Genomic DNA, 26,980 nt, shown 5'->3' with positions numbered 1-26,980 from the left:
CCACGCTCCTACAAGGGATTTGTGGCGTTGCCGGGTTTTGTGTCGAGCGCAGAACCCGTGGGGGAGAGCTTGCTCGCGAAGACTTGAGGCACCACCTGTGGGAGCGTGGCTTGTCCCGCGAGCGGCGACGCAGTCGTCGTAAAACCTACGCATGCGGTCTGCCTGGTGAATCGCGTCATCCGATGCTGCTGCCGCTGCGCGCCAGATCGCGGGGCAAGCCACGCTCCTACAAGGGATTTGTGGCGTTGCCAGAACCTGTGTCAAGCGCAGAACCCGTGGGAGCGAGCTTGCTCGCGAAGGCTGACTCCCAGTCGCTGCTGACGGGTTGACCTTGAACAGAGGGTCCACGAGAAATCCCAAGTCCAACACACGCAAAAAAGCCGCGAAGCGTCTGTTGAACGCCCCGCGGCCAAAAGGTGGTGTCTCGAAAGGGTCAATCGGTCAAACGTTGCTCTGCCCCATCCGGCAGGCGATTTCGAACGCCTGGCGAATCGCCCCGACATTCGCTTTGCCTTGCCCGGCGATATCAAAAGCCGTTCCGTGCGCCGGTGTCGTGATGGGGATCGGCAACCCGCCCTGGACCGTCACCCCACGGGAGAACCCCATCAGCTTGATCGCGATCTGGCCCTGGTCGTGATACATCGTCACCACCGCGTCGAAAGCGTTGGCATCGCCCTGCACTTTCAGGAAAATCGTGTCCCCCGGATACGGCCCGTCGGCGTTCATGCCCTGCGCCTGCGCGGTCTTGACTGCAGGCCCGATGATGTCGATTTCCTCGCGCCCGAACGAGCCGTTGTCGCCGTTGTGCGGGTTCAGCCCGCAGACACCGATACGCGGCGCCTGCAGCCCGTTGCGCTTGAGCGCCGTGTCGATCAGCCGGATCGCCTCGATCACCCGCTCCTGCGTCAACATCCCCGGCACCGCCGACAACGCCACATGGGAAGTCACCCGAGAGGTCCACAAATTGTCCATCACGTTGAATTCGCAGAACGGACCGGTGAAGCCCAGCAACTCCGCAAACCAGTGAAGTTCGTCGTTATGGTTCATCCCGGCCATGTGCAGCGACGTCTTGTTCAACGGCCCGAACAGCACGGCGTTAGTGGTTTTCGCGGCCGTCAGTTCCAGCGCAATTTTCAGGGTGTCGAGGCAGTAACGGCCACCGATGGCGCTCGCTTCGCTGCGCGGGAAGTCGCCGACGGTGTCGCCGCGAAAGTCATAGAACAATGGCGTGTCGTCTTTGAAGTCCAGCGTGTCGAGGGTGTCGATCTGCCGATACGGAAACGACAGCCCGGCGATGTCCATGCCGCGACGCATTTCTGCCTCGTCAGCGATCAACAGCACCTGCGCCTGACTGCGGACTTTTTCATCGCTGAGCAGACGGGCAATCAGTTCCGGACCAATGCCTGCAGGGTCGCCCAGTACCATCGCGATTCGGGTTTTGTTCATGCCTGACTCCTCATCTGTTCCTGCTCCGCGCGTTCAACGACGGCAGGTTCACAGCGGTAGATACGCTGCGCATTGCTGTAGAAAAGACGCTCCTGATCGGCCGCCGGCAGATCACGAACGATGTACTTGAAACCGCCATAGATGTCGTCGAACGTGCCGCACAGGCTGTCGACCGGAAAGTTGCTGGCAAACATCGCGCGATCGGCGCCGAACATGGCGACGATCTCGCGTACGATCCAGGCGTTGTCCTGCGCACGCCAGGGTCTGCCGGGCTGCCCGAGCCCGGAAATCTTCACCACCACATTCGGTCGTTCGGCCAGCCTGGCCATCGCGCTGTGCCAACCTGCAAGACCTTCGTCACTGCGGTCGGACGGCAATCCGGCGTGATTGAGAATCAACGTGGTCGCAGGAAAATCTCGAGCCAGCCGTTCGGCTTCCGGCAAATTCCACCAAGGCGTCTGCAGGTCGAAACGCAGTCCCAACTCATGCAGCGCGGCGTAACTGCGCCGCCAGTGTTCGTCGCTCATCAAGGTGCGCTGTGCGCCCACCTGTTCAGGCGCTGTCGGCCCGCCCGGCTTGTGCCGAACGCTGCGAACGCTGGGGTACGAAGCTTGCTCGGCGAGCAATGCAATCGCATCCGGATGATCGAGCCATGCTTGCGCCACCACCGCGTTGGGCACGCCGTACCGCCTGGCGATCTGCTCGATGAAGCGCGTTTCGCCGATGGGGTCCTCGGGGTCCCACTCAGTTTCGACGTAGACCGTCTGGACCACCTGATGCGTGGCGGCGTCGGCGAAGTATTCGGGCGGCAGATACCGTCGTTTGATCGATGAGTAATCGCCATACCGAAACGGGATGTTCGCGCCCTCCGCAAGCCAGGGATGGTAGTTGGTCTGCGGGTCCCAGAAATGGTGGTGGGCATCGATGATCGGCCCGGCGTAAAGCGCATCAGCCATTGTTCACCTCACGCTGGCCGTCCAGACCGATGAGCAGCGTGGCGAGTACAAACAGCGCCGCGCAGATGGCGAAGAACGCCAACACCGCGCCGAAGCCACCGAAAAACTGCAGGATCAGGCCCACCAGAATCGGCACGAAGATCCCGCCGATACTGCCTGCCAGATTCATCACACCACCGATCAGACCGACCCGCGCCGGCGCGGCGAGCAAGGCCGGGAAGCTCCAGTACAGGCTGCCCCACATCAGGAAGAACGCGGTCATCGCGAGCAAGGCGACGGCGGCAATGGGGTCGCTCAACTGAGGCAACAGGAGCAGCGCGCCGAGCGCTATGACACCGGAAAACGTCAGCAGCCCCTTGACCGCAACGCCGCGCCGCACGCCCTTGCGGATCAGACCGTCGCACAGGAAACCGCCCGTCAGCGAACCAAGCGAACCGCAGATGAAAATCACGAATGTCGCGAAACCGATGCCCTTGATATCAAATCCGCGCGCCTGCGCCAGATAGCTCGGTCCCCAGGTCAGCAGTCCGAAATACACCATCGCCCAGGTCGAGCGGCCAATCAGCAGACCCGTCAGTGACCGCGCCGCGATGCCCAGGCCTTTGACTTTTGCTCGCGCGGCTTCGGCGGCCGGGGTTTCGCGACCGGCGTTGATCTTCTCAAGCTCGGCTTCGTTGACCTGTGGATGCACCGAGGGATCGTCCCGCAGGTACCGCCACGACACCCAGCCAAGCAGCAACGTGGCGACGCCGGCAATCACGAACGCCGAACGCCACGAGTCCAGCACGACGATCAGGTAGGCGATGATCAAGCCGCCCAGCGCGACACCCAGCGGGCTGCCGCTGTCCATCATCACCGCGCCGCGGCTGCGCTCGCTCGGGGCCAGCCACAGTGAAATCAACTTGCCGCCGGAGGGGAACAGTGGCGCCTCTGCCGCGCCGAGAAACATCCGAGCAAACAACAGCGACGCACCGCCGGTTGCAAAGCCGGCCAGCACCTGAAACGTGCCCCACAACCCGGTTGACCAAGTGATCACGCGGCGCGGCCCGAAGCGATCGATCATCCAGCCTCCGGGAATCTGCAACAGCGCGTACGCCCAGAAGAAGCTGCTCAGGATCAGCCCCTGCATTGCGGGCGACAGGGTGAATTCCTTGGCGATCGTCGGCATCGCGATGGACAGCGAAACGCGGTCGATCAGATTGACCATCGTCAGCACGAAGATGATTGCGAAGATGCGCCACCGCACGGTACTGGCCTTGGCCACGCTGGCAACACTGGAAACGGGAGGGGCATACGGTTCACCTGTCGCGGACAGGTGCACGTCGGCGCTGCTGCGAGCCATGGGGCGTTCCTCGATCTTGTTGTTTTTATTGTTGGCGATCCGCTGCGAGACCGCCGTTGGTGAGCACAACTATCAGAGTTGCAGCGATAACCGTCTAATCAAAAGTGGAGATAGGGTGATAGCTGCAAGGTATAGGAGCCGGTTGATCCGGTAATCGCCCTGCTCTTCACGAAAGAGTTGAAGCGAGCCGAGCCCTCGGCATCAGCCTCCAGCCATCAGATGTGATGAAATGTGAAAAAAATGTCGAAAACATATACATGTTTGAGTTAGATTCGCATTTAGATTAGCAAACACACATCTTGTAGCAGTTTCGTCCCGCGTAGGAATTCCGCCTTGAAACGTCATTTCCCCGTCAGTCTTCTCCTGGTTGGCGCGTGCAGCGCTCTGCCCGTCGCGCATGCAGCCGACGACCTTACCTTGCCTGCCACCCAGATCGAGAGCAGCAGCGACACCGACGATGGCGTGAGCGTGGGGTATGAAGGCAAGGCGTCGTCGAGCACCACCAAACTGGGCCTGACCGACAAGCAGACGCCACAGGCAGTGACCACCATCACCCGCCAGGCGCTGGACGATTTCAAGATCAATGGTGTGAAGGACGCCCTGCGCTCGGCGCCTTCTGTGACCGTCGAGCAAACCGAGACCGACCGCACCGAATTCACTTCACGCGGCTTCGACATCAATACGTTCGAATACGACGGCATGGGCATGCCGTTCGTGGGCACGGTTTTGGTGGGCGAACAGGATCTGGCCGAGTACGAACAGATTGACGTACTGCATGGCGCCAACGGTCTGATGAGCGGCGCGGGCAACCCGTCCGCCACCGTCAACTTCGTGCGCAAGCGTCCGACCAAGGATTTCCAGGCTCAGATCCAGACCAGCATCGGTTCCTGGGACAACCGTCGCATCGACGTCGACGTCGCCGGCCCGCTGACCGACACCGGCAACGTGCGCGGCCGTTTCATCTACTCCCATGACAAAGGTAACTCGTGGATGGACCGCTACAGTCACGAGCGCAACGTGGCCGCCGGCCTGCTTGCTTTCGATGTGTCGGACGCCGACACCGTGACCGTGGGCTTTTCCCAGCACAACAGCGATTCCAACGGCAGCACGTGGGGCAACCTGCCTCTGGTCGACGGCGCCGGCAACGCCATTCATTACAGCAGCCGCAGCAGCAGCATCGGCCAGCCGTGGACGTATTGGAACCTGCACACCACTCGCACCTTCATCGAGCTCAAGCACGACTTCGGCAACGACTGGAATGCGACGGTCACGGCGACCGGCGTGCAGGAAAAGCAGAACACCAACATGCTGTACGTTGACTCCGTCGCCGGTGACGTCGCGGAGGCCTACGCCAACCACACCAGCAGCGAAGCTCACCAGTTGCTGGGCGAGGCCAGGGTACAAGGTCCTTTCAGCCTGTTTGGGCGCGAACACCAACTGACCTTCGGCGCCGCCTATGGCCGTACTCATCAGAAAGCCCATGAGTACGACGAGAACCTGACCGGCGGCAGCGCCTTGACGACTTCGTTCCCGGACGTCCTGGCAGGCAACACGCCCATGCCGAACTTCGCCGTTACCAGCGAAGGCTTGTCGCAGAATTTTCAGGACACGCAAAAAAGCGTGTTTGCCGGGGCGCGTTTCAGCCTGACCGACGATCTGCACTGGATCGCCGGTGCGCGCATGCTCAGCGCCGACGGCAGCGGCAACAGCTATGGCACCGAGCACTACACCCGCGAGCACGGCAAAGTCACGCCATACACCGGCCTGGTCTATGACCTGAGCAATGAGTGGAGCGTCTACGGCAGTTGGACCAAGATCTACAACCCGCAATACAACTATATGGACGCCTCCGGCAAGCTGCTTGACCCGCTGGAAGGCAAGAGCATGGAGGTTGGCGTCAAGGGCAGCGTGATGGATGAACGCCTGAACGTGACCGCCGCGCTGTTCAAGACCGAGCAACAGAACGTTGCCGTGGATGCTGGCGTCATCGATGGCCGACAAGCCTATTCCCCGGACGACTTCAAGAGCCACGGCGTCGAGTTGCAAGCGTCCGGCGAAGTCATCGATGGCCTCGACGTGCTCGCCGGCTACACCTACGTGCGCATCGACAATGACGACGGCGAGAAGGCGCGCAAATACGTGCCGACCCACAGCTTCCGCGGCATGGCGACCTACCGTCTGCCTGGCATCCCGCAGATGAAAGTCGGTGCGCGGGTCAGTTGGCAGACTGCGGTCGAAAACGACGACAACAGCGCCATCAAGCAGAATGCCTACGGCCTGGTCGACTTGATGAGCAGCTACGACATCGACAGCAACTGGAGCACGTCGCTGAACCTCAACAACGTCACCGACCGCAAATACCTGCTGTCGCTGTACAACAACGCCCAGACCGCAAGCTACGGCGCACCGCGCAACCTGACAGCCTCGGTGACCTGGAAGTATTGACCGTGTCCGATGCCTTCGCAGCAGGCTGACCCGAGCCGCTGCAAAGGGCAAAGGTTCAGGCGGTTGTCACTCCAGCCAGCGATCGTAAAGCGCCGGGAAGCTCTGCATCAGCCAGTCAACGAATGCCTGAACCTGAGGCGCAAGCTGTGACCTGCTCGGGTACAATACGGAAACAGGCCTGGGCCGTGGTCGGTAGCGCTTGAGCACCTCGACCAGTGAGCCGTCGGCAAGGTATCGGTCCAGGGTCAAACCGGGTGCCTGAAGGATGCCGAAGCCTGCAACTCCGCACTGCACGTAGGCACTGGACTCATTGACGAGGATGCCATGACGGCTCACGTGACTCGTATCGCTGCCGTCCTGCAAGAATTGCCACGGAAGTTGCCGACGATTCTGGCCGGACAGGAAATTCACGCCTCGATGGTGGGCCAGTTGATCGGGCGTGTGCGGCTCGCCATAGGTCTGAAGATAGTCTGGCGCGGCGCAGGTAATCATGGTTGCCATTGCGACGCGCCGTGCGACGAGGCTCGAGTCCGGCAGCTCGCCAATCCTCAGCACGCAGTCAACGCCTTCCGCCACAAGGTCTACAGCCCGGTCGGTGACACCCAGGGTCATTTCGATGTCCGGATGAGCGACAGCAAAAGCCCGCAAGCTGGCGATGAATGCGGGCTGAGAAAATGCCGTGGGAATGTCGATGCGCAGTTTCCCGCGCAGTGAGGCGCCCGATGGGGCGAACATGGACGTGGTCTCGGCAATGCTGCCCAGGATGCCCATCACACGCTCGTAAAACTGCTCTCCCTCGGTCGTCAATCTGACCCGCCGGGTCGTGCGCTGAAAAAGCCTTACGCCAAGCGAAGCTTCCAGTTCCTGAATGGCGCGGGTCACCTGGGGCCGCCCGATCTGACTGGCATCCGCGGCCCGAGTGAAGCTGCCCATTTCGGCGACGCGGGCGAACACCTGCATTGACTGAAGCAACTCCATGGCGACCCCGTTTATTGCCTGACGAAAGAAGTTTCACGCATCCATTGTTGCTCCAGAGCATAACAGTCAGTTGGGCATCCAGGCATTTATTGCCGTACGCCGGCGTACAACAATGGCGGCACTTCACCGACGATGCGGTGACTCTTCTGGAGAAACGACATGAAAGCCTGGCTTCTCAACGACTTCGGTCTCGACAATCTGACCCTGAGCGATACGCCCACACCCGAGCCCAAGGCCGGCGAACTGCTGGTGAAAGTCGGCGCTGTTTCGCTCAACTTCCGCGACAAGGCAATCGTTGACGGCATCTACGAGCCGCACACAGTGCCCAAGCCGTTGATTCCGGTCAGCGACGCAGCAGGCACCGTGATCGCAGTGGGTGATGGCGTCAGCCGTTTCAGCGTGGGCGACCGCGTCAACTCGCACCTGTATTCCCGCTGGATCGACGGCCCGCCCGGCCCGAACGAACCGGATTTCTGCTTCGGCTCTCCATTGCCCGGAGGCTTGGCCGAATACATGATCATCCACGAAGACAGCGCCGTCATGGCGCCTCACAACATGTCTGACGAAGAGGCATCGACGTTGCCGATTGCCGCGCTGACGGCATGGTATTCGTTAGTCGATTACGGTCAGATCAAAGCGGGCGAAACGGTGCTGGTGCAAGGCACCGGCGGGGTGTCGATTTTCGCCATCCAGCTGGCGACGGCTCTGGGCGCCCATGTGATTGTGACGTCCAGCAGCGACGATAATCTGAACGCCGCGGTGAAGCTTGGCGCTGTCGCCGGCGTGAATTATCGAACCCACGCCAACTGGGAAGAAAAGGTCCTGGAGCTCACCGGCGGTAAGGGCGTGGATCTCCTTCTGGATGTCGCTGGAGGCAAAGGAGTCAATCAGTCGATTGCTGCAACCAAGGCCGCAGGCAAGATCGCCCAGATCGGCTTTCTGACAGGACAGACGACCGAACTGAGCCTGATGCCGCTGATCTTCCACCAGACAACCCTGCGCGGCATTGCCGTCGCGCCCCGCTCTTCGTTTGACCGGATGAACGCCTTTCTCGATCAGAACGCGATTCGACCCGTGATCGACAAAGTTTACGACTTCCAGCAAGCGCGGCAGGCCTATGAGCACTTGGCGAAAGGTGCGTTCGGCAAAGTCGTGATCAAGATTTCCTGACGCCCTTCGGCGTAGATCCCGACGTGATGCCGCACGTGTATCGGGGCCAGGTTGTGGTCCCGATATCACACATCTTCAACTGTCCCCAAAAACGAATCAGTGAGTCTCCTTTTAGCTGGATTGTTAACGTTTCGAAGCATCCATAAAGTACACCCCATGCCGCAGCCACTGAGCCATCCGCCAGATGCGGCGCCGCTTTCGACTCTTAACTTTCTCGACTCATAAAGGAATGCACCGATGACTACTTACAAGCGCCTGGACAAGAACGACGCCGTACTGCTGATGGTCGACCACCAGACCGGTCTGATATCGCTGGTGCAGGATTTCTCGCCGAACGAGTTCAAGAACAACGTTCTGGCCTTGGCGGATTGCGGCAAGTTCTTCAACCTGCCGACGATCCTGACCACAAGCTTCGAACAAGGCCCGAATGGTCCACTGGTGCCGGAGCTCAAAGAGATGTTCCCGGACGCGCCCTATATCGCCCGTCCAGGTCAGATCAATGCTTGGGACAACGAAGACTTCGTGAAAGCGATCAAGGCGACCGGCCGCAAGCAACTGATCATCGCCGGTGTCGTGACTGATGTCTGCGTGACGTTCCCGACCCTGAGCGCACTGGCCGAAGGATTCGACGTGTTCGTGGTGACCGACGCCTCAGGCACGTTCAATGAGGGCGTACAACAGGCGGCCTGGAACCGCATGTCGGCGGCCGGTGCCCAGTTGATGAACTGGTTCTCCGTGGCCTGTGAGCTGCATCGCGACTGGCGCAACGACATCGAAGGCCTGGGTAACCTGCTGTCGCAGCGCATCCCTAACTATCGCAATCTGATGAACAGCTACACCGCGCTCGCCGGCAAGCAATAACCCCTTGGCGCATCAGGCGGCGCGGCCGATCTGAACTTTTCCCTGTCACCCAAGCCAGGCCTGCTCATGCGGGCCTGGCTTGTTTATTTCTGGCCCACTCACCCATCCCGCGCATCGGACATGAGGTAAAAACGCCAAAATAGATGGCCATTTGCCCTAAAGCTGAGAGAATCGAAGTCGATAGGCAAATACATATATATGAATAGGCTCTCTCCGATGAATCTGCGCAGTCTGAATATCGCTCCTCGATCATTGACCTGTTTCGGCTTTTTCGCCCTGTTGATTACCGCCGTTGGGTTGTTTTCCCTGCAACAGGCTTCCCGGCTGAAGGAAACGCGGGAGACATTGCAGGACAACGTCTTGCCGACCTTGCTCGCCATCGATCAGATCAAGAACGATCTGCTGACCATTCGCCTGGGCAACACCAGTCTGCGAGCCGCGCAGAACGAGGACGCCATTGCTCATGCGCGCAAACGCGTCGATCAAGGTCGCCTGGATCTGGAAAAGGACGTCAAGCAACTCAAGCCGCTGTTGCTGACCGAGCGAGGACTGGCGGCTTATGCCGCGATGGCAGGCAACCTGTCTGCCTACCTCGAAGTTCACTCCCGCTATTTGCAGGCCGTCGCGCAAAAACGTGAGGACGTGATCACGGCAATGACCCAGCCCGGCGGGGAGCAAACCCGCGCCGCCGACCTGCTGGCCAAGGATATCGCCACCGTTTCGGACCTTGCGCAGCAGAAGATGGCAGCCTCGGACGCAGCCGCCGATGACACCTACGCTCAGGCGATTCGTGTGGTGATCGCTGCGATTCTGATCGCGTTGGTTGCGACCCTGCTGATCGCCACCCTCTTCACTCGCAGCCTGATGGCGCCGATCCAGAAGGCCCTGGCTGTGGCTCAACAGATTGCCGAAAACGATCTGGGCAAGCCGATTCTGGTGGACGGCAAGGACGAACCCGGCCGTCTGTTAGCGGCGTTGTCGGTGATGCAGCAGAACCTGCGCACCACCTTGTCCGAACTGTCTCACTCATCAAACCAGCTGGCATCGACCTCAGAGGAGATGACGGCCGTCACCGAAGACGCCCTGCGTGGCATTCAGCGTCAGGACGACGAAATCAATCAGGCTGCCACCGCGATCAACCAGATGAGCACGGCGGTGGAAGACGTGGCGCGCAATGCTGCACACGCATCTGAAGCGGCGCGTCATTCGACGCAGTCTGCCGAGAACGGCACGCGCCGGGTCGATGAGACGCTGCAGGTCATTCAAGAACTGCACACCACCGTCGGCACCACGGCGGTCGAGATCGATGGGCTGGCCGGTGAAGTGCAGAACATCAGCGCCGTGCTCGATGTGATCCGCGGCATCGCCGATCAGACCAACCTGCTGGCCCTCAACGCGGCCATCGAAGCGGCGCGCGCTGGCGAGGCCGGACGTGGTTTTGCGGTGGTGGCCGACGAGGTGCGCGCCCTGGCTCATCGCACGCAGCAATCGACCGCCGAGATCGAGAAGATGATCGGCTCGATTCAGTCCGGTGCCAGCAAGGCCGTCGACGCGATGGGCCAGAGCAGCGAGAAAGCGCGTGCCAGTCTTGAAGTCGCCGAGGCCGCGGGCCGGGCGCTCGCAGAAATCACGGCGGCCATCGTGCACATCAACGAGCGCAACGTGAGCATCGCCTCCGCCACCGAGGAGCAGGCACAAGTGGCGCGTGAAGTGGACCGCAACCTGACCAGCATTCGCGACCTGTCGCTGCAGACATCGGCGGGTGCCAATCAGACCTCCGCCGCCAGTTCGGAGCTGTCGCAACTGGCCGTGGGGCTCAACCGGCTGGTGCTTAATTTCAAGATGTAACCGATACGATCACGGGCGGCACGCTCTGTCAGTCACTCTATGTGGCAGGGCCTGCGCCCATATCACGCCGGACAACGACAAGGCCGACCTTTGGCGCCTCATCGTTCTTTGCCTAGCCCTGCGCCGCTATAACCTCAGGCTATCGGTGTATGTGATGTTTTGAGTAGACGCGACATAGCAACTTTCACACACTCCTCGCATGGCCGATCGACAGGTCGGCTTCTCATAACAAATACAAGAAAGAGGATCACCATGCGAACCGCATCTTTTCGACGCGCGTCCCGTTTGCTGCTCGGCTGTACGCTGACCTGCGCCGCCGCGCTTCCCGTTCTGGGTCTTTCCACCCCCGCTCTCGCCGCCTGGCAACCCGACAAAAACGTCGAGATCGTCGTGGCCGGTGGTCCTGGCGGCGGCACTGATCAGCTCGGTCGCCTGATCCAGTCGATCATCAGCACCCACAAGCTGCTGGACGTCAACACCGTGGTCCTGAACAAAGGCGGCGGCAACGGCGCCGAAGCCTTCCTCGACATGAAGGTCTCCAAGGGCGACGCCGACAAACTGGTCATCGCCACCAACAACATTTACCTGCTGCCGCTGGTTTCCAAGCTTGGCTATGAATGGCAGGAACTGACGCCGGTTGCGGCGGTTGCCGAGGATGACTTCATCCTCTGGACCTACAAGGATGCGCCGTGGAAAGACGCAAAAGGCTTCTATGATGCCGTCAAATCCAATGCGTCGAACCTGCGCATGGGCGGCAGCCAGTCCAAGGACGTCGACCAGACCCTCACCCTGTTGCTCAATCAGACCAACAACACCAAGCTGGTGTACATCCCCTTCAAAAGCGGCAGCGAAGCGGCGACCCAGCTGGCGGGCAAACATATTGCCGCCAACGTCAACAATCCCGCCGAAAGCATCAGCCAGTGGCGCGGCGATCAAGTGCAGCCGCTGTGCGTGTTCAGCAAGGAGCGCATGGGTTACACCGACAAAGTCGCCGGCGACAAGTCCTGGTCGGACGTGCCCACCTGCCACGAAGCCGGCCTGGGGATCGATCAGTACCGCTTCCCGCGCACGGTGTTCATGCCCGGCAATGTCAGCGCCGAGCAGCGGGCGTTCTACACCGAACTGATGCGCAAGGTGTCGGAGACGCCGGAGTTCAAGGCTTACGTGAGACAGAACGCGCTGGTGCCGACCTTCCTGGAAGGCGATCAGTTGACCGCCTATATCGAGAAAGACACCGCCCGCGTGACCCCGGTGTTCAAGGAAGCCGGCTGGCTGCGTAACTGATCCGCCCTGCCGCCGCTTGCCTGCGCCGCAGGCAGTGTCGGTCCTTCGCTGGAGGTGTTCGATGGCACATTCTTCTCACTCGTCTTCGCTGGTCTGCACCCGTTGGGTCGAACTCGGGCTCGCCCTCTTCACCCTGCTGATCGGCGCGGTAGTCATGTCCGGCAGTGTCGAGCAAGGCATCGGCTGGGGCGACGCCGGCCCGGAACCGGGTTACTTCCCCTTCTACATCGGGCTGTTACTGGCGACGGCAAGCCTGGCCAACGGCGTGCTGACGCTGATTCGCTGGAAACCGTTGAGCACAAGCTTCGTCAGCCGCGGCGCATTCCGCCAGGTGCTGTCGGTGTTCATCCCCATCGCCCTGTTCGTCTGTGCCATGCCGTTCTCCGGCATTTACGTCGCCTCGGCCGTGTTCATCGCCTGGTTCATGTGGCGTGACAAAGTCCGCACCAAGCCGTACGGCAAACCCATGATCGTCGCAGTGTCGGTGGGTGCAGTGCTGGCCAGTTATCTGATTTTCGACCTGTGGTTCAAGGTCCCGCTGGACGCAGGCCCGATGGGCGACTGGATCGCCATGGCCGGGAGATCGCTGAGATGAGCGAGTTCGACTCTCTGCTGCAGGGCATGAACCTCATCCTCACGCCCGGTCACATCGGTCTGATGGTCGTGGGCGTTCTGTTGGGGATTCTGGTCGGCGTTCTTCCCGGACTCGGCGCGCCCAACGGCGTCGCGCTGCTGTTGCCGATCACGTTCACGATGTCGCCGGTGTCGGCCATCATCCTGCTGTCGTGCATGTACTGGGGCGCGCTGTTCGGGGGCTCGATCACCTCAATCCTGTTCAACATACCCGGCGAACCGTCATCGGTCGCGACGACCTTCGACGGCTATCCCATGGCCCGGGAAGGCCGCGCCGCCGAAGCCCTGACGGCCGCGTTCAGTTCAGCGCTGATCGGCGCGCTGGCAGGCGTGCTGTTACTGACGTTTTTGTCCACGCGCATCGCCGAATTCGCCATGACGTTCAGCTCGCCCGAGTTTTTCGCGGTGTACCTGCTCGCCTTCTGCACGTTCATCGGCATGAGCAAGAATCCGCCACTGAAAACCGTCGTTGCCATGATGATCGGTTTCGCGATGGCGGCGGTCGGCATGGACACGGTTTCCGGTAACCTGCGCCTGACGTTCGATCAGCCGGCGCTGATGACTGGCATCAGTTTTGAAGTCGCGGTGATCGGGCTTTTCGGGATCGGCGAGATTCTCTGCACGGTTGAAGAAGGTCTGGTGTTCCGTGGTGAGCATGCGCGCATCACGCCGATGGTGATCCTGCGGACCTGGGCGAAATTGCCGCGTTACTGGTTCACGATCCTGCGCAGCACTGTCGTCGGTTGCTGGATGGGTGTGACACCGGGCGGCCCGACCGCAGCGTCGTTCATGAGCTACAGCATCGCGCGCCGTTTTTCGAAGAACCGCGACAACTTCGGCAAGGGTGAAATCGAAGGCGTCATCGCCCCGGAAACCGCCGACCATGCCGCAGGCACCAGCGCCCTGCTGCCGATGCTGACCCTCGGTATTCCAGGCTCGGCAACGGCCGCAGTCATGCTCGGAGGCCTGATGATCTGGGGCCTGCATCCGGGCCCAACGCTGTTCGCCGAGCAGCACGACTTCGTCTGGGGCCTGATCGCCAGCATGTATCTGGGCAACGTGGTCAGCTTATTGGTGGTGCTGGCCACGGTGCCGCTGTTTGCGTCGATTCTGCGGATTCCGTTCTCGATCATCGCGCCGATCATCATCATGGTGTGCGCGATCGGCGCGTACTCGGTCCACAACTCGATGTTCGACGTGCTGCTGATGCTGGGCTTTGGCGCGCTGGGTTATCTGTTCAAGAAACTCGGCTATCCCATCGCGCCGCTGGTGCTGGCGGCCGTACTGGGCGACAAGGCCGAAGATGCGTTTCGTCAGTCGATGCTGTTCTCTGACGGGCATCTGGGTATTTTCTGGTCCAATCCGCTGGTCGGCAGCCTGACCACCGCGGCGCTGCTGATGCTGTTCTGGCCGCTGATTTCGGCGGGCATCAAAACCGTCTTCGGCTGGCGCAATCGTCACGCAATCAAGCCGAAAACGCTGTGATGACACGCAATGCTGGAAATGCCCTGCAGTTCTTGTCAGGCTCGCCGCACCCTTCTACGCGAGCCAATCACATGACCAGGATTCCCGAGGCCAATGTTATCCACAGCCGTCTGCGCCTGCGCCAGTTGCGGCTGATGCTGGCCTTGCAGGAATTCGGTTCGCTGCGCCGCGCCGCCGATAACATCGGCATGACCCAGCCGGCCGCCACCAAGATGCTGCACGAGGCGGAGGACCTGCTGGGGGTCGAACTGTTCGAGCGCCTGCCGCGAGGCATGCGCGCGACCCCGTTTGGCGACACGGTCATCTATTACGCACGCATGGTGTTCGCGGAACTGAGCGGCATGCGCGAGGAACTGGTGGCGCTGGAGTCCGGCAATCTGGGGCGCGTGGCGGTCGGCGCCATTCCCGCCCTGGCGTCCGGGTTGCTGACGCGCACCATCGCCACTTTGAAACAAAGCCATCCGCGGTTGTCGATGAGCATTCAGGTCGACACCAGCGATGTGCTGGTGCAAGCCCTGTTGCAAGATCAGCTCGACGTCGTGCTGGGCCGGATTCCCGGCGGCGCCCGGGCGGAAGAACTGCTTTTCGACAGCCTTGGCGAAGAGGCGCTCTGCGTGATCGCAGGCGCTCAGAACCCGCTGGTCCACGCCACCGACCTGAGCTGGGCCGCGTTGCAGAACGAAACCTGGGTGCTGCAACAACACCCAAGCCCGATGCGCGCGATCGTCAATCAGGTTTTTCACAACGCCCGCGTCGACATCCCCAACAGCATCGTCGAAACCACCTCGATCATGACGCTGCTCTCGCTGGTCCAGAACACCGACATGCTCGGCATCACGCCGGTTTCAGTCGTGGAAGACTACGCCGGGCGAGACCTCCTGGCCGTCCTGCCCATCAGCTTCGAAGCACGCCTGCCACCTTATGGCCTGATCACCCGCAGGCATCGCATCCAGTCATCGGCCATGCAGGCGTTCATCAACTCGGTGAAGGCGGAGCAAGGCGGTAACTAGCGTTTAACGGTCGCTCATGCATGCGGTCAGTTCAGCGTGACGTCATCGCGGCGTGCCCTGAACCATTCCCTCCGTTTCCACCTCTTAGTCCCAGCAGTCAGACGATCGGCCTCCCCTGCCGTCTACACTTCCTACACGACTAAAAGAGGATTCCACCATGCTCTGGAAAAAAGGACGTCGCAGTGACAACGTCGTCGATGCGCGCGACGACACCGGTGGCGGGGGTGGGATGCGCATTGGCGGTAAGGGCCTGGGCCTGGGCGGCATCGTGATCATCGTCGCCATCGGTTTGTTGACCGGTCAGGACCCGATGCAGATTCTGGGGCAGATTGCCGGACAGATGGGCACGCAGCAATCCACGGGGGTCAATCCCCAGACGCGCCAGGCGCCGCCAGCGAACGACGAGCAGGCGGATTTCGTGCGTGCCATTTTGGGCGATACCGAGGACACGTGGGGCCAGATCTTCCAGCAAGGCGGCCGGCAATATAAGAATCCAACCCTCATTCTGTTCCGGGGCCAGGTGCAGTCCGCCTGCGGTTTCGCGTCTTCGGCCAGCGGGCCGTTTTACTGTCCGGGCGATCAGCGGGTCTATCTGGACATGGAATTCTTCCGAGAGATGTCCCAGCGCTTCAAGGCCGCCGGGGATTTTGCCCAGGCGTATGTGATCGCACATGAAGTTGGCCATCATGTGCAGACCTTGCTCGGGGTTTCGGCTAAAGTTGACGCCGCCCGCCAGCGTGGCATGCGCATGGAGGGCGACGCGGGTCTGCTGGTCCGCCAGGAACTGCAAGCTGACTGCCTTGCCGGAGTTTGGGCCAACAACGCACAAAAGCGTTTGAACTGGCTTGAACCTGGTGATATTGAAGAGGCGCTGAACGCCGCCAACGCCATTGGTGACGACCGCCTGCAGCAGCAAAGCCAGGGGCGCGTCGTACCGGACTCGTTCACACACGGGACGTCTGCCCAGCGGGTGCGCTGGTTCAAGACAGGTTTTGCCCAGGGACAAATCAACCAATGCGATACCTTCGCCGCCAAGAGCCTCTGATCACATGATGAAACCGCTTTCGATCCTGTTGTTGGGCACCCTGATGAGCATCACTGCTCATGCTGCGGATCAGGCGGTCAAATCCATCAGCCCGGACCGGCTGCTGATCAACGGAACGACTCAGGCCACGCTGGGCCTGAGCCAGAACTGGGTCAAGCCCAGCCCGCAGATTCAACGGGTGGTCATCATTTTTCACGGCCGCCTGCGCAACGCACAGACTTATTTGCGCAGCGCCGAGCGCGCTGCCAACCAATCCAGACAGCGCTCGAAAACCTTGCTGATCGCGCCGCAGTTTCTCGACGAAAAAGACATCGTCGCCCATCACTTGCCCGATGCGGTCCTGCGTTGGCGGGGTAACGACTGGATGGCGGGCGACAAGTCGATCGGCGCCAAACCGGTCAGCTCGTTCGTGGTCATCGACCATATCCTCAAGCGCCTGAGCGACAGCAAGCTGTTCCCGAATCTGAAAGAAGTCGTGATTGCCGGCCACTCCGGCGGCGCGCAGGTCGTGCAGCGTTACGCGATGATCGGGGGCAAGGAAGACGCGCTGTTGAAGAAGGAAGGCATCAAGCTGCGCTATGTGATCGCCAACCCGTCGTCGTATGCCTATTTCGATGCGACACGGCCGGTGTCCGTGGATGCCGCGACTTGCCCGACGTTCGATACCTGGAAATACGGTCTGAACAAACTGCCTGCGTATGCCGGCAAGGAAACGCCCGCTGAGCTGGAAGCCGCCTACGTCAAACGCGACATCACTTACTTGTTGGGCGAGCTGGACACCGACCCCGAGCACCCGGCGCTGGACAAGGATTGCGGCGCTGAAGCCCAAGGCCCGCAGCGCCTGGCGCGCGGCCACAACTATTTCGACTATCTGACCAAGCGCCACCCCGAAGGCCTGAACCAGCGACTGGTCGAAGTGAAAAATGTGGGTCACAACGGCGACGCGATGTTCACCTCTCCCGAAGGTCAGACGGCGTTGTTCAAGGGCAATTGAGCGTGACGGGCGCGTGTCGGATCGCGCCTTTTTCAGTTTGCTCGCGATGGGGTGAGGCCTGAGACTTCGTCGCCGACCGACCCGCCGCCATCGCGGGCAAGTGCGCTCCTACGGGGTGATTGCGGACATTCCCGACTTCTCGGCCAAGCCTCCGAACCGTAGGAGCGCGCTTGCCCGCGAAGACTTGTTTTCAACCGCTGCATCTTCAGCGGATGGCAGGGTCTTTTCGCGAGCAAGCTCACTCCTACAGGGTGATTGCGGACATTACCCGGCGTCCCCGCCAGGCCTCCGAACCGTAGTAGCGCGCTTGCCCGCGAAGACTTGTTTCCAAGCGCTGCATCTCCACAGCATGCACCGGCCTCTTCCCGGCTGAAGCCGGTCCTACAGACGCTGCGACCTCTTCGTAGGACCGGCTTTAGCCGGGAAGGCGTCGGGCGTTACGCCGCGGATCGAAAGGGGCGTGAAAGACAGTTGGCTCACGCCCACAACGGTATTGCGGAATTACCCGACTTCCCGACCAGGCCTCCGAACCGTAGGAGCGCGCTTGCCCGCGAAGACTTGTTTTCAACTGCTGCATCTCCACAGTCTGCACCGGCCTCTTCCCGGCTGAAGCCGGTCCTACAGACGCTGCGACTTCTTTGTAGGACCGGCTTTAGCCGGGAAGGCGTCGGGCGTTACCCCGCTGATCGAAAGGGGCGTTAAAGCCAGTTGGCTCGCTCCTACAAGGGAATCGCGGACATTACTCGGCGTCTCCGCCAGGCCTCCTGCAGGTTGGTCCACGGAAATGCTGCGGCGTTATCTTCCGTCAAACACCCGCGCCGATCATCGTCTTCAGCACCCGGCAGTCTTCGGCATGCCAATCGGTGAGGTCCGGCCATGGATTTTCGGGCAGGTTGACCAGCACGGTGCGCGCGCCGGCCGCTTTGCCGCAGGCCAGGTCGAACTGGTAGTCGCCCACCATCACCATCTCAGCGGGGGCGACGTTCCAGGCCTGAGCAAGTTTGAGCAGACCACCGGGGTCGGGTTTGGGTGGCGCCTCGTCACGTCCGAGGACGTCTTCGACGGCGAAACAGTCTGCAATGCCGATGGCTTCCAGCGTCACGTGGGCCAGCTCGCGGGCGTTGCGCGTGAGAACACCCAGCCGGTAACCGCGACCGGCAAGTTCGCGTACCAGTTCGACAGCGCCTGTCGCCGGTCGTGAGGCGATGGCCAGCTCGCGCTCATGCTCCAACAGCCACGCGTGCTTGGCGGCCGCAACGTCGGCGGGCAATGCAGCCAGATGACCGAGAATGTCGTCTTCCAGCGGAATCTGCAGCGCGCGCTTGATGGCCGGGAAGTCATGGACAGCAACCGTCAGCGTGCCGTCCATGTCGAACACCCAATGCCGAAGCTGCGCCAGCCTCATGACCAATCCTTGCGGTGACGAATCAACCCTTCCTGGCTGACAGAAGCCACCAGCTTGCCGTCCCGGTTGTAAACGCTGCCCCGTGAAAATCCGCGGGAATTGCCGGCCCACGGGCTGTCCATGGCATAGAGCAGCCACTCGTCCGCGCGCAGTTCGCCGTGAAACCACAGCGAGTGATCAAGGCTGGCGATCTGCATGTCCTTCTGCCAGACCGTCTTGCCGTGGGGCAGCAGCGAGGTGGTCAGCAGGTTGAAGTCGGAGGCATAGGCGAGCATGTACCGATGCAGCGCGGGGATGTCCGGCAGCGAGCCGTCAGCCCGGAACCACACGTATTTGACCGGATCGGCCGGTTTGGGGTTGTAGGGGTCGGACTCGGTGACCGGCCGGAATTCGATTGGCTTGGGGCACAGCAGCTTGTCCTTCATGTGCTCGGGAATCAGGTGCTCGCGCTGACGCATCAACTCTAGTTCCGAAGGCAGATTTTCCGGTCCGACCACCTGCGGCATCTGGCTCTGGTGCTCAAACCCTTCTTCGTCGTACTGAAAAGAAGCGCTGCAGGTGAAGATCGGGTTGCCCTTCTGAATGGCCGTGACCCGACGCGTGCTGAAACTGCCGCCATCGCGCACACGGTCGACCTGATAAACCACCGGCAGATGCGCATCACCCGGGCGCAGGAAGTAGCCGTGCAACGAGTGCACGTGGCGTTCGTCCTCAACGGTCTTGCTGGCCGCCGACAGTGACTGCCCCAGCACCTGCCCACCAAACAGCTGACGAAAGCCAAGGTCCTGGCTGCGCCCGCGGAAGAGATTTTCTTCGATGGGTTCCAGACTCAACAGCGCTACCAGATCATCCAGCACATGGCTCATTCGGGGTTCCTCGCAAACGGTCATCACACACCAGTCATCACAAAACAGGCCACGGGCCGGTCAAGACGACGCCGTGGAAGATTGCGAAATGATACAGAGTTTGCAGCCCGTTTCGCGCACGCAATCACAGCGTCGCGAGCCAGCCCTGGCGATTGATCCGATACAGCACGTGAGGCCGCAGCGGATGGCCTTCCGGAAGGTTGGGATGGGCGAAATCGTCGGCGGGGTTGTTCTGCATGCCGATCGCCTGCATCACTTTCTGCGACGGCAGATTGCTGGTGGCCGTGAAGGACACGATCTCATCCAGTTCCAGGTGTTCGAAACCGCAGCCCAGCACGGTCCATGCGGCTTCACTGGCGTAGCCCAGGCCCCAGTGTTCTCTGGCCAGCCGCCAGCCGATCTCGACCGCAGGCGTGAATGCGGCTTCGAATCCCACGACGTTGAGTCCGGTGAAGCCGATGAACTCGCCGGTATCCTTACGCTCCAGTGCCCACAATCCGAAGCCGTACTCCGCGAAATGCCCGCGGACACGGCCAATCATCTTGGCGCTTTCCAGCCGGCTCATGCACGCCGGGAAGTAACGCATGACGTGCGGATCCGCGCACATTTGCGCGAAGGCCGGCAAATCATCATCTCGCCACTGACGCATCAACAAACGCGCGCTGCTGAGCTCGAGTATCGGCTCCATTGAACGTCTCTCCTGCCCGACACCTCAAATTTCCCGTCAGTTTACCAGCGCCCCGGCCCAGCAAATCGCTGTGCGGTGACCACCGTAACTGGCAAGATTCCCCTTCGAACCCGACGCGTAAGTGCCATGCCCCTGCCTCTTATCTACCACGAAGACTACAGCCCGACGTTTGCGCCCGATCATCGCTTCCCGATGGAAAAGTTCCGGCTGCTGCACGACCACCTTATCGACAGCGGCCTGACCACGGATGCTCAATTGTTTCGCCCGGAGGTCTGCCCGGACGACATTCTTGCGCTGGCGCACGACCCTGCCTACATCCGCAGGTACATGCAGGGCGAGCTTTCCCGCGAGGATCAGCGCCGATTGGGCCTGCCCTGGAGCGAGGATCTGGCCCGACGTACGGTGCGCGCGGTGGGCGGTTCGCTGCTGACCGCCGAGAAAGCGTTGCAGCATGGTCTGGCGTGTCATCTGGCGGGCGGCACCCATCACGCGCACTACGATTATCCGGCGGGATTCTGCATCTTCAACGACCTGGCGATCATCAGCCATTACCTGCTGCAGAGCGGTCGGGTGGACCGTGTGCTGATCTTCGACTGCGACGTTCATCAGGGCGACGGTACGGCGCGAATCCTCGAACACACCGAAGACGCGATCACGGTCTCGCTGCACTGCGAGAAGAACTTTCCGGCGCGCAAGGCGCAGAGCGACTGGGACATTCCGCTGCCCATGGGCATGGGTGACGACGATTACCTGAAGGTGGTCGATGACACGCTCAATTACCTGTTGCCGCTGTATCGGCCTGATCTGGTGCTCTACGACGCCGGCGTCGATGTGCACAAGGACGACGCCCTGGGTTATCTGCAACTGACCGATGCGGGGGTTGCCCGTCGCGACGAGGCCGTGATGCGTCATTGCCTGGGCCGCGATATCCCGGTCACGGCCGTGATCGGTGGCGGCTACAGCAAGGATCGGCACGCCCTCGCGCGACGTCACGGCATCCTGCACCACAGCGCCCAACGGGTGTGGATATCTGAAGGGCTGTAAACCTGCCTCAGTGTCGATTTACCCACATCCACTGTGGAGCGGCCTGTGGATAACCTGAGCGCAAGCCGACAGAGCCCGTATTGCGCGTGGCTTGGCGCCCTCTGTACGTTTTTTGCTCAACAGTTGTCCACAGATCATTCGCTCGTCGTACGCCTGGGGTAGAATGCGCGGCCTCTTTCATCGATCCGCAGCCCGCCATGACCTCGAACACCCCTTGCGCTCAGACAGTCGCCATCATTGGCGGCGGACCCACCGGCTTGATGGCGGCGGAAGTGTTGAGTCAGGCAGGTTTCAGGGTCGATGTGTATGACGCCATGCCGTCGGTGGGGCGCAAGTTTCTGCTGGCCGGTGTGGGCGGCATGAACATCACCCATTCCGAAGCCTGGCCGGCGTTCCTCTCCCGCTACGCCGAGCGCGCGCCGATGATCGCCCCGTTGCTGCGCGGTTTCGACGCGCAGGCGCTGTGCGCGTGGATTCATGGCCTGGGGATCGAGACGTTCGTGGGCAGCTCGGGTCGCGTCTTCCCCACCGACATGAAAGCCGCGCCTTTGCTGCGCGCCTGGCTCAAGCGCCTGCGGGACGCCGGGGTAGTTATCCACACCCGCCATCGCTGGCTTGGCTGGAACGCCGATAACACCCTGCGCATTGCCGGGCCTGAGGGCGAATTGTCCATCGCGCCCGCCGCGACCTTGCTGGCGCTGGGCGGCGCCAGTTGGGCGAGGCTCGGCTCCGACGGTGCCTGGTTGCCGTTGCTCAAGCAGCACGATGTGCAGGTCGCCGCCCTGCAGCCCGCCAACTGCGGGTTCGACGTAAGCGCCTGGAGTGAACTGCTTAGCAGCAAGTTCGCGGGTACGCCGCTCAAGAACATTGCCATCGGCCTGCGCGGTCAGCCGCAGCGACTGGGGGAATGTGTGGTGACCCGCAACGGCGTCGAAGGCAGCCTGATTTATGCGCTGTCGGCGCAGATTCGCGAGGCGATCAATCAGCACGGCGCCGCCGTGGTGGAGATCGATCTGTTGCCCGGCAAAGCCATCAAGGATGTGAAAAAAGCCCTGAGCAAACCCCGTGGCTCACGCTCGATGTCCAAACATTTGCACAGCCAGTTGGGACTCGATGGCCTCAAGGCCGCGCTGTTGCGTGAGCTGACGCCCGCCGAGACTTTCGCCGATCCGGACCTGTTGGCGCAGGCGATCAAAACCCTGCCGCTGACGCTGATCAGGCCGCGTCCGCTGGACGAAGCCATCAGCACTGCGGGCGGCGTGAAGTTCGAATCCATGAACGGGCAACTGATGCTGAAGTCGTTGCCGGGCGTGTTCTGCGCCGGTGAGATGCTCGACTGGGAAGCGCCCACCGGCGGCTACCTGCTCACTGCCTGCTTCGCCAGCGGACGCGCCGCCGGGTTCGGGATCGTCGAGTGGTTGCGCCGAGGCTGAGCCGCTTCACGATCCCTTCGCACGGGCGGCCTCAGCCCGGTATCGCCGCCTTGCTGACCAAGGCCTTGCGCCGCGACGCATTGATGACTCGCTTGCCCAGCGCAACGCCCTTCATCTCGATGTAGGTGTGCGCCAATGCCGCCAGCCCCATAGCCGCGAGCGTAACGACCACGACAAAGCCGTTGTTGATCAGCAATGAACCGGTGTCCATGTAGCGTTGACCTTCGATCATCGGCGCCATGTCGCGACCGGTCAGTTTCTGCGCCACGATGAATACGGTCGAAAGGCAAAACAGCAGCGATGCGTGGGTCATGTAGATCGAATACGACAGCTTGCCCAGCAGCGTGAACAACCCGGTTTTCAACAGCGCCGACACCAGCCCGCCTTCGAACGCAAACACCAGCACCAGCAGGCAGAACATGAGACTGGCGATGGGTGAGCGATCTTCGAAGTCGTTCATGATCAGCCAGTACGTCGCAAACATCAGCAGGCATTCGAGTACGGTCATCGACCATTGCACGGGCACGAACCGGTCGCGGATCAGCCGATAGACCAGATACGTGATGTTGCCGGCGAAGAAACACGAGAGCCCCAGCATGGCGCGCCACACCAGCGGCTCGTTTTCCGTGAAGATCAGAACGAACGCGATCACCGAGATGCAGGCCGCCAGCAGGAAACGGTTGCGCATCGAAAAAATGCACACCAGGCCGAACAGCATATAAATGTAGAACTCGATGCTGATGCTCCACGACGGGTAATTGAACGACATGGTTTCGGTCAGCGTCGTCCACGCTTGCAGCAAGAGCAGGTTGGGGAGTATCTCCGCAGGCGCGAACAGCCCGGTGAATGGCACGTTATTGAGGTTGAATCCTTTGTTGTAAGCCGCCCAGCGCACCAGCTCGAAAGCAATGAACACCAGCAGCATCGTCAAGTGCAGCGGATAGAGACGGAAAAATCGGGAAATGAAGAAGTCCTTGAACCCGAGCCTCAGTTTCATCCCGTAGGAATGGGCCAGCACGAAGCCGCTCAGAACGAAGAAGAAATTGAGCAGGATGTCCACTCTTCGAAAAAACGGCATTTCGGTAAATGAGCCCACGACATGCAGGTGATAGAACACCACCAACAGTGCGCAGACACCTCTGAAACTGTCGAGGGTGGTGAATCGCTTGACTGGTTCCATGGCACAACTTCCGTCCCGGTTTATGAAGCGCGCTCGGCGGCAGCGAAGGCTCGCGGCAGTGACACGGTATTGCGTTCAGCACAGCGTCGATAGTTGAAATATTTCATGTCTGATACAAACCACGGCGCAAAACTTGACGCCATTGTTTGACGAACACGACCGCACAGTCATAAAGAAACCAAATGGTCCGGACGCTTCGATAAAAGACTGGAGAAAGCACACAGCGCCTCGAAGGCGCTGCGTTGCGGATAGCTTGCAGGCCGTTGATCAGGCGCTGCGTGAGGCCTTCTCGTTCAGCAGTTGCCGGGCTGAGTCAGCGATCATCACCACGCCGCCTGCCAGCATCAGCACGTCCTTGAGCACCAGCCGACCGCCCCCCGAGAGGTACGGAAAACCGAAGTTGGCGTCACCCAGGTTCGAGACCCAGGCCTCAGGCGTTGTGATCAGGAAAGACAGCGTGACGATCGGGGTCAGGAACGCGAGCACCGAACCGACCATTCCCAGCCGTTTCGAGAACGCGTAGGACAGCACCAGCAGGCCGATCAGAATCTCGACGGTGCCAAGGCCATCGGAAAAGGTGTACGTGTTGTTGCTGACTTGCCACTCGCGTTTGACTGGATCGAGCTGGCCCTCGTGAGTCAGATGCTCTTTGTATTCGTGCGGATGGTTGTAGAAGAACGACATGACCGGGCTGTTGGCCACGAACGGGGTGATGCTGTCGGCTTCATAGGGGACGAATTTGAGTGCGCCGATCCAGATAAAAATGATCGCCACACCAATCCTGATCAGGTGGATGCCGAGGGTGTCGAGACGTGTCGCTTTGCGCAGCAGTGAGTTGAGCGTGAACATGATGGTGAGTCCTCTGTGTATTCAGTGGGCTCAAGGTTAAAGTTCACGGGACGCACCGTTGCGTCTGATCCTCTCAAGCTTTTGCGCAATCGTCTCAGTCCGCTGCCTACAGACCTTCATCATTCGTCCAGAGGCTCTGGCTCGCGGCTTTGGCAACTATCAATTGCAGCGATGTTCGCTACCAATCGTATTGACTTCTTAATAATCCAGCGCCGAGTAACATTGCCTCCATAGCAAGTTACCAACTAACGAGTTCTGGAGTAAACATCATGAAAACCAACAAACTGATCCTTGGCCTGGCCTTCTCCGTACTGGCAACCAGCGCGTTCGCACTTCCAGCCGTTGACGCCAGCAAATACGTCAATGCTCCGGTCGTTGCAGAAAATGGCTCTTCCCATACCAACATGGGCCGCGTCGCCGCTGACGGTGCTGACCGTGTCGGTGCAAACCGCGTTGCCGCCGATGGTGCTGATCGTGTCGGTGCTAACCGCGTCGCCGCTGATGGTGCTGATCGTGTTGGTGCAAACCGCGTCGCTGCTGATGGTGCTGATCGTGTCGGTGCAAACCGCGTCGCTGCTGACGGTGCTGATCATGTCGGTGCTAACCGCGTCGCTGAAAACGGTTCGGAACACACTCAACTGGGCCGCATCGCTGCTGACGGCGCCGATCACGTCGGTGCAAACCGCCTGAGCTGATCCAGACGTTCTCTCCCCTACCAGCCCGGCAATCGCCGGGTTTGATTGTTTCTGAGCCCCGCAAATCCTGCCTGCGCCCGCGTCACAGCTATCGACTCAAGCGAAATTCACGCGCTGAAACATTTTCCCGCGACTCATTTCTGACATTTTTTTCAGAAATCTCCGACGCCGCCGATGCATTCGTACATTTGAATGTTTTGCTGGTTTCTACAACAACAAATCTCCAGCTGACGATTTCGAACAATGGACATTCTGGAGAATCATGATGAACAGCTGGTTCGCGAACATCAGCGTCAATCTGAAACTGGCCCTCGGGTTCGGTGTTGTACTTGTTTTCACTGCCCTGCTTGCGCTGATCGGCTGGACCAGCCTGGGCAACATGACCTACCGCAGCGACCGGGTTTCGGACATTTCCAAGCTGTCGGCCAAGCTGACGGACCTGCGCATCACCCGCCTGCAATACATGCTGTCCAATGGTGACGAAGCGGTCGCGCAAAACGTGCAGAACGCGCTGGACGGCTTCAAGGCCCAGCAGCAATACCTGCAGAACACTTTCAGCAACCCGGTCAACGTCCCGCCGATCAAGGCGCTGGGCGATCAGGTTGCGGCGTATCAGAGTTCCCTGAACAAAATGCGCGAAGGCTACCGCGCCAGCGCCAAGGTGCGGGCGGACATGGGTGTGGATGCCGTGAAAGCGGCAGGACTGATCGCAGCCATCAACGACGACGTGATGAAGCTGGATCCGGCCGACGAGCGCCGCTTCGAGCAGTATCAGGCGGCTATCAAAGCCAAAGAAGACGTGATGCTGGTGCGCTACGAAGTGCGCGGCTACACCGGCAACGTCACCGACAAGACCGAACAGGCCGCCACCCAGCAGCTGACGAGCGCCATCAACGGCCTTGAGCAACTCAAAGCCACGTTTGGCAGCACTCAGGCTGAGCGCCTCACCCAACTGGAAGCCGCATTGATCGGCTACCGCACCTCGGTGCAGGGCTTCAAGACCGCCAACGACAGCATCAACGCGGCTCGTGCCGAGATGACGGATGAAGGCGCAGCCATCGTCAAGCTGAGTCAGCAACTGGTCGACATCCAGAAAACCCTCGGCGACAAAGACACCGAACAGGCCCGCATGCTGCAGATTGGCGGCACGCTGCTGGCATTGATTTTCGGCGCCCTGGCGGCGGTCATCATTACCCGTCAGATCACCCGTCCGCTTCAGCAGACCCTGACCGTGGTCGACCGCATCGCTTCGGGCGACCTGACGCAAGACCTGGTGGTCACCCGCCGGGACGAACTGGGCACGCTGCAAGTGGGCATCCAGCG

The 26,980-nt window shown here is 60.8% G+C and carries 23 protein-coding genes and 2 pseudogenes; 16 read left to right on the top strand and 9 right to left on the bottom strand.

Features of this window, described 5'->3' with window-relative positions:
- Nucleotides 1–329: hypothetical protein (locus QRN36_RS04825; protein ID WP_285423032.1), on the top strand; the 329-nt coding region annotated here is incomplete at its 5' end.
- Nucleotides 330–441: 112 nt separating this feature from the next.
- Here the strand turns inward: QRN36_RS04825 and QRN36_RS04820 are convergent.
- From QRN36_RS04820 to QRN36_RS04810, 3 genes are read right to left on the bottom strand one after another with little or no spacing between them, the layout of a single operon-like run.
- Nucleotides 442–1,446: a 4-hydroxythreonine-4-phosphate dehydrogenase PdxA gene (locus QRN36_RS04820; RefSeq protein WP_285423031.1), complete on the bottom strand. Its 1,005-nt coding sequence runs from the start codon at nt 1,444–1,446 to the stop codon at nt 442–444.
- Nucleotides 1,443–2,402, bottom strand: coding sequence for an amidohydrolase (locus tag QRN36_RS04815; RefSeq protein ID WP_285423030.1), 960 nt, complete (start codon nt 2,400–2,402; stop codon nt 1,443–1,445). Before QRN36_RS04815 ends, QRN36_RS04820 begins: the two co-directional genes overlap by 4 nt.
- Nucleotides 2,395–3,744 carry an MFS transporter gene (locus QRN36_RS04810; protein WP_285423029.1) on the bottom strand — a complete coding sequence of 450 codons (1,350 nt, stop codon included), beginning with the start codon at nt 3,742–3,744 and terminating at the stop codon, nt 2,395–2,397. The genes QRN36_RS04815 and QRN36_RS04810 overlap by 8 nt, the downstream gene beginning before the upstream one ends.
- Nucleotides 3,745–4,077: 333 nt before the next feature.
- Between QRN36_RS04810 and QRN36_RS04805 the strand changes: the two genes are divergently transcribed.
- Nucleotides 4,078–6,189 carry a TonB-dependent siderophore receptor gene (locus QRN36_RS04805; protein WP_285423028.1) on the top strand — a complete coding sequence of 704 codons (2,112 nt, stop codon included), beginning with the start codon at nt 4,078–4,080 and terminating at the stop codon, nt 6,187–6,189.
- A 66-nt stretch (nt 6,190–6,255) separates the two neighbouring features.
- Here the strand turns inward: QRN36_RS04805 and QRN36_RS04800 are convergent, their stop codons facing one another.
- Entirely contained in the window at nt 6,256–7,167 is a 912-nt protein-coding gene (locus QRN36_RS04800) for a LysR family transcriptional regulator (protein WP_285423027.1), read from the bottom strand.
- Nucleotides 7,168–7,326: 159 nt separating this feature from the next.
- Here QRN36_RS04800 and QRN36_RS04795 point away from each other — a divergent pair, with 159 nt between their 5' ends.
- The 10 genes and pseudogenes from QRN36_RS04795 to QRN36_RS04755 all read left to right on the top strand — a co-directional run bounded on the left by QRN36_RS04795 (nt 7,327) and on the right by QRN36_RS04755 (nt 17,497).
- A complete protein-coding gene (locus QRN36_RS04795; RefSeq protein ID WP_285423026.1) occupies nt 7,327–8,337 on the top strand; it encodes an NAD(P)-dependent alcohol dehydrogenase in 1,011 nt (336 codons plus the stop codon).
- Nucleotides 8,338–8,574: 237 nt separating this feature from the next.
- Complete coding sequence (ycaC, locus tag QRN36_RS04790) at nt 8,575–9,198, top strand: isochorismate family cysteine hydrolase YcaC (protein WP_093469747.1); 624 nt, start codon at nt 8,575–8,577, stop codon at nt 9,196–9,198.
- 198 nt (nt 9,199–9,396) lie between these two features.
- Nucleotides 9,397–10,191: pseudogene (locus QRN36_RS27520) on the top strand (MCP four helix bundle domain-containing protein); the annotation flags it as partial.
- Entirely contained in the window at nt 10,183–11,046 is an 864-nt protein-coding gene (locus tag QRN36_RS27515) for a methyl-accepting chemotaxis protein (protein ID WP_373568698.1), read from the top strand. The pseudogene QRN36_RS27520 and the gene QRN36_RS27515, both read left to right, overlap by 9 nt.
- Before the next feature lie 252 nt (nt 11,047–11,298).
- A complete protein-coding gene (locus QRN36_RS04780) occupies nt 11,299–12,330 on the top strand; it encodes a tripartite tricarboxylate transporter substrate binding protein (RefSeq protein ID WP_285423024.1) in 1,032 nt (343 codons plus the stop codon).
- 61 nt (nt 12,331–12,391) lie between these two features.
- Nucleotides 12,392–12,925 (top strand): tripartite tricarboxylate transporter TctB family protein, encoded by a 534-nt coding sequence (locus tag QRN36_RS04775; RefSeq protein ID WP_285423023.1) that lies wholly within the window; start codon nt 12,392–12,394, stop codon nt 12,923–12,925.
- On the top strand, nt 12,922–14,448 hold the full coding sequence (locus QRN36_RS04770; protein WP_285423022.1) for a tripartite tricarboxylate transporter permease: 1,527 nt from the start codon (nt 12,922–12,924) through the stop codon (nt 14,446–14,448). Before QRN36_RS04775 ends, QRN36_RS04770 begins: the two co-directional genes overlap by 4 nt.
- A 71-nt stretch (nt 14,449–14,519) precedes the next feature.
- Nucleotides 14,520–15,458 (top strand): LysR family transcriptional regulator, encoded by a 939-nt coding sequence (locus QRN36_RS04765; protein WP_285423021.1) that lies wholly within the window; start codon nt 14,520–14,522, stop codon nt 15,456–15,458.
- Between the two features lie 157 nt (nt 15,459–15,615).
- Nucleotides 15,616–16,503, top strand: a complete 888-nt coding sequence (locus QRN36_RS04760; RefSeq protein ID WP_285423020.1) for a neutral zinc metallopeptidase — start codon at nt 15,616–15,618, stop codon at nt 16,501–16,503.
- 4 nt (nt 16,504–16,507) lie between these two features.
- Nucleotides 16,508–17,497 carry an alpha/beta hydrolase gene (locus QRN36_RS04755; RefSeq protein ID WP_285423019.1) on the top strand — a complete coding sequence of 330 codons (990 nt, stop codon included), beginning with the start codon at nt 16,508–16,510 and terminating at the stop codon, nt 17,495–17,497.
- 805 nt (nt 17,498–18,302) lie between these two features.
- Here the strand turns inward: QRN36_RS04755 and QRN36_RS04750 are convergent.
- The 3 genes from QRN36_RS04750 to QRN36_RS04740 all read right to left on the bottom strand — a co-directional run bounded on the left by QRN36_RS04750 (nt 18,303) and on the right by QRN36_RS04740 (nt 20,456).
- A complete protein-coding gene (locus tag QRN36_RS04750; protein WP_285423018.1) occupies nt 18,303–18,902 on the bottom strand; it encodes an HAD family hydrolase in 600 nt (199 codons plus the stop codon).
- Nucleotides 18,899–19,768: an acyl-CoA thioesterase II gene (tesB, locus tag QRN36_RS04745; RefSeq protein WP_285423017.1), complete on the bottom strand. Its 870-nt coding sequence runs from the start codon at nt 19,766–19,768 to the stop codon at nt 18,899–18,901. The genes QRN36_RS04750 and tesB overlap by 4 nt, the downstream gene beginning before the upstream one ends.
- 124 nt (nt 19,769–19,892) lie before the next feature.
- Nucleotides 19,893–20,456, bottom strand: a complete 564-nt coding sequence (locus tag QRN36_RS04740) for a GNAT family N-acetyltransferase (RefSeq protein WP_093464229.1) — start codon at nt 20,454–20,456, stop codon at nt 19,893–19,895.
- 126 nt (nt 20,457–20,582) lie between these two features.
- Here QRN36_RS04740 and QRN36_RS04735 point away from each other — a divergent pair, with 126 nt between their 5' ends.
- Together QRN36_RS04735 and QRN36_RS04730 are read left to right on the top strand one after the other, a co-directional pair.
- Nucleotides 20,583–21,500, top strand: coding sequence for a histone deacetylase (locus tag QRN36_RS04735; protein ID WP_285423016.1), 918 nt, complete (start codon nt 20,583–20,585; stop codon nt 21,498–21,500).
- Nucleotides 21,501–21,697: 197 nt separating this feature from the next.
- A complete protein-coding gene (locus QRN36_RS04730) occupies nt 21,698–22,933 on the top strand; it encodes a TIGR03862 family flavoprotein (protein WP_285423015.1) in 1,236 nt (411 codons plus the stop codon).
- A gap of 31 nt (nt 22,934–22,964) precedes the next feature.
- On the opposite strand, the gene QRN36_RS04725 is transcribed toward QRN36_RS04730, so the two are convergent.
- Together QRN36_RS04725 and rclC are read right to left on the bottom strand one after the other, a co-directional pair.
- Nucleotides 22,965–24,113 carry an acyltransferase gene (locus QRN36_RS04725; RefSeq protein WP_285423014.1) on the bottom strand — a complete coding sequence of 383 codons (1,149 nt, stop codon included), beginning with the start codon at nt 24,111–24,113 and terminating at the stop codon, nt 22,965–22,967.
- Nucleotides 24,114–24,380: 267 nt separating this feature from the next.
- Nucleotides 24,381–24,962 carry a reactive chlorine resistance membrane protein RclC gene (rclC, locus tag QRN36_RS04720; RefSeq protein WP_285423013.1) on the bottom strand — a complete coding sequence of 194 codons (582 nt, stop codon included), beginning with the start codon at nt 24,960–24,962 and terminating at the stop codon, nt 24,381–24,383.
- Between the two features lie 269 nt (nt 24,963–25,231).
- Between rclC and QRN36_RS04715 the strand changes: the two genes are divergently transcribed.
- The gene (locus QRN36_RS04715; RefSeq protein WP_285423012.1) at nt 25,232–25,657 is read left to right on the top strand and encodes a hypothetical protein; all 426 of its coding nucleotides are present in this window, start codon (nt 25,232–25,234) and stop codon (nt 25,655–25,657) included.
- Nucleotides 25,658–25,919: 262 nt separating this feature from the next.
- Nucleotides 25,920–26,942: pseudogene (locus tag QRN36_RS27510) on the top strand (methyl-accepting chemotaxis protein); the annotation flags it as partial.
- Between the last annotated feature and the right edge of the window lie 38 nt (nt 26,943–26,980).

The sequence above is a fragment of the Pseudomonas sp. efr-133-TYG-103a genome, assembly GCF_030209235.1.
Classification (GTDB): domain Bacteria; phylum Pseudomonadota; class Gammaproteobacteria; order Pseudomonadales; family Pseudomonadaceae; genus Aquipseudomonas.
This window is presented reverse-complemented; position numbering and strand designations above follow the sequence as displayed.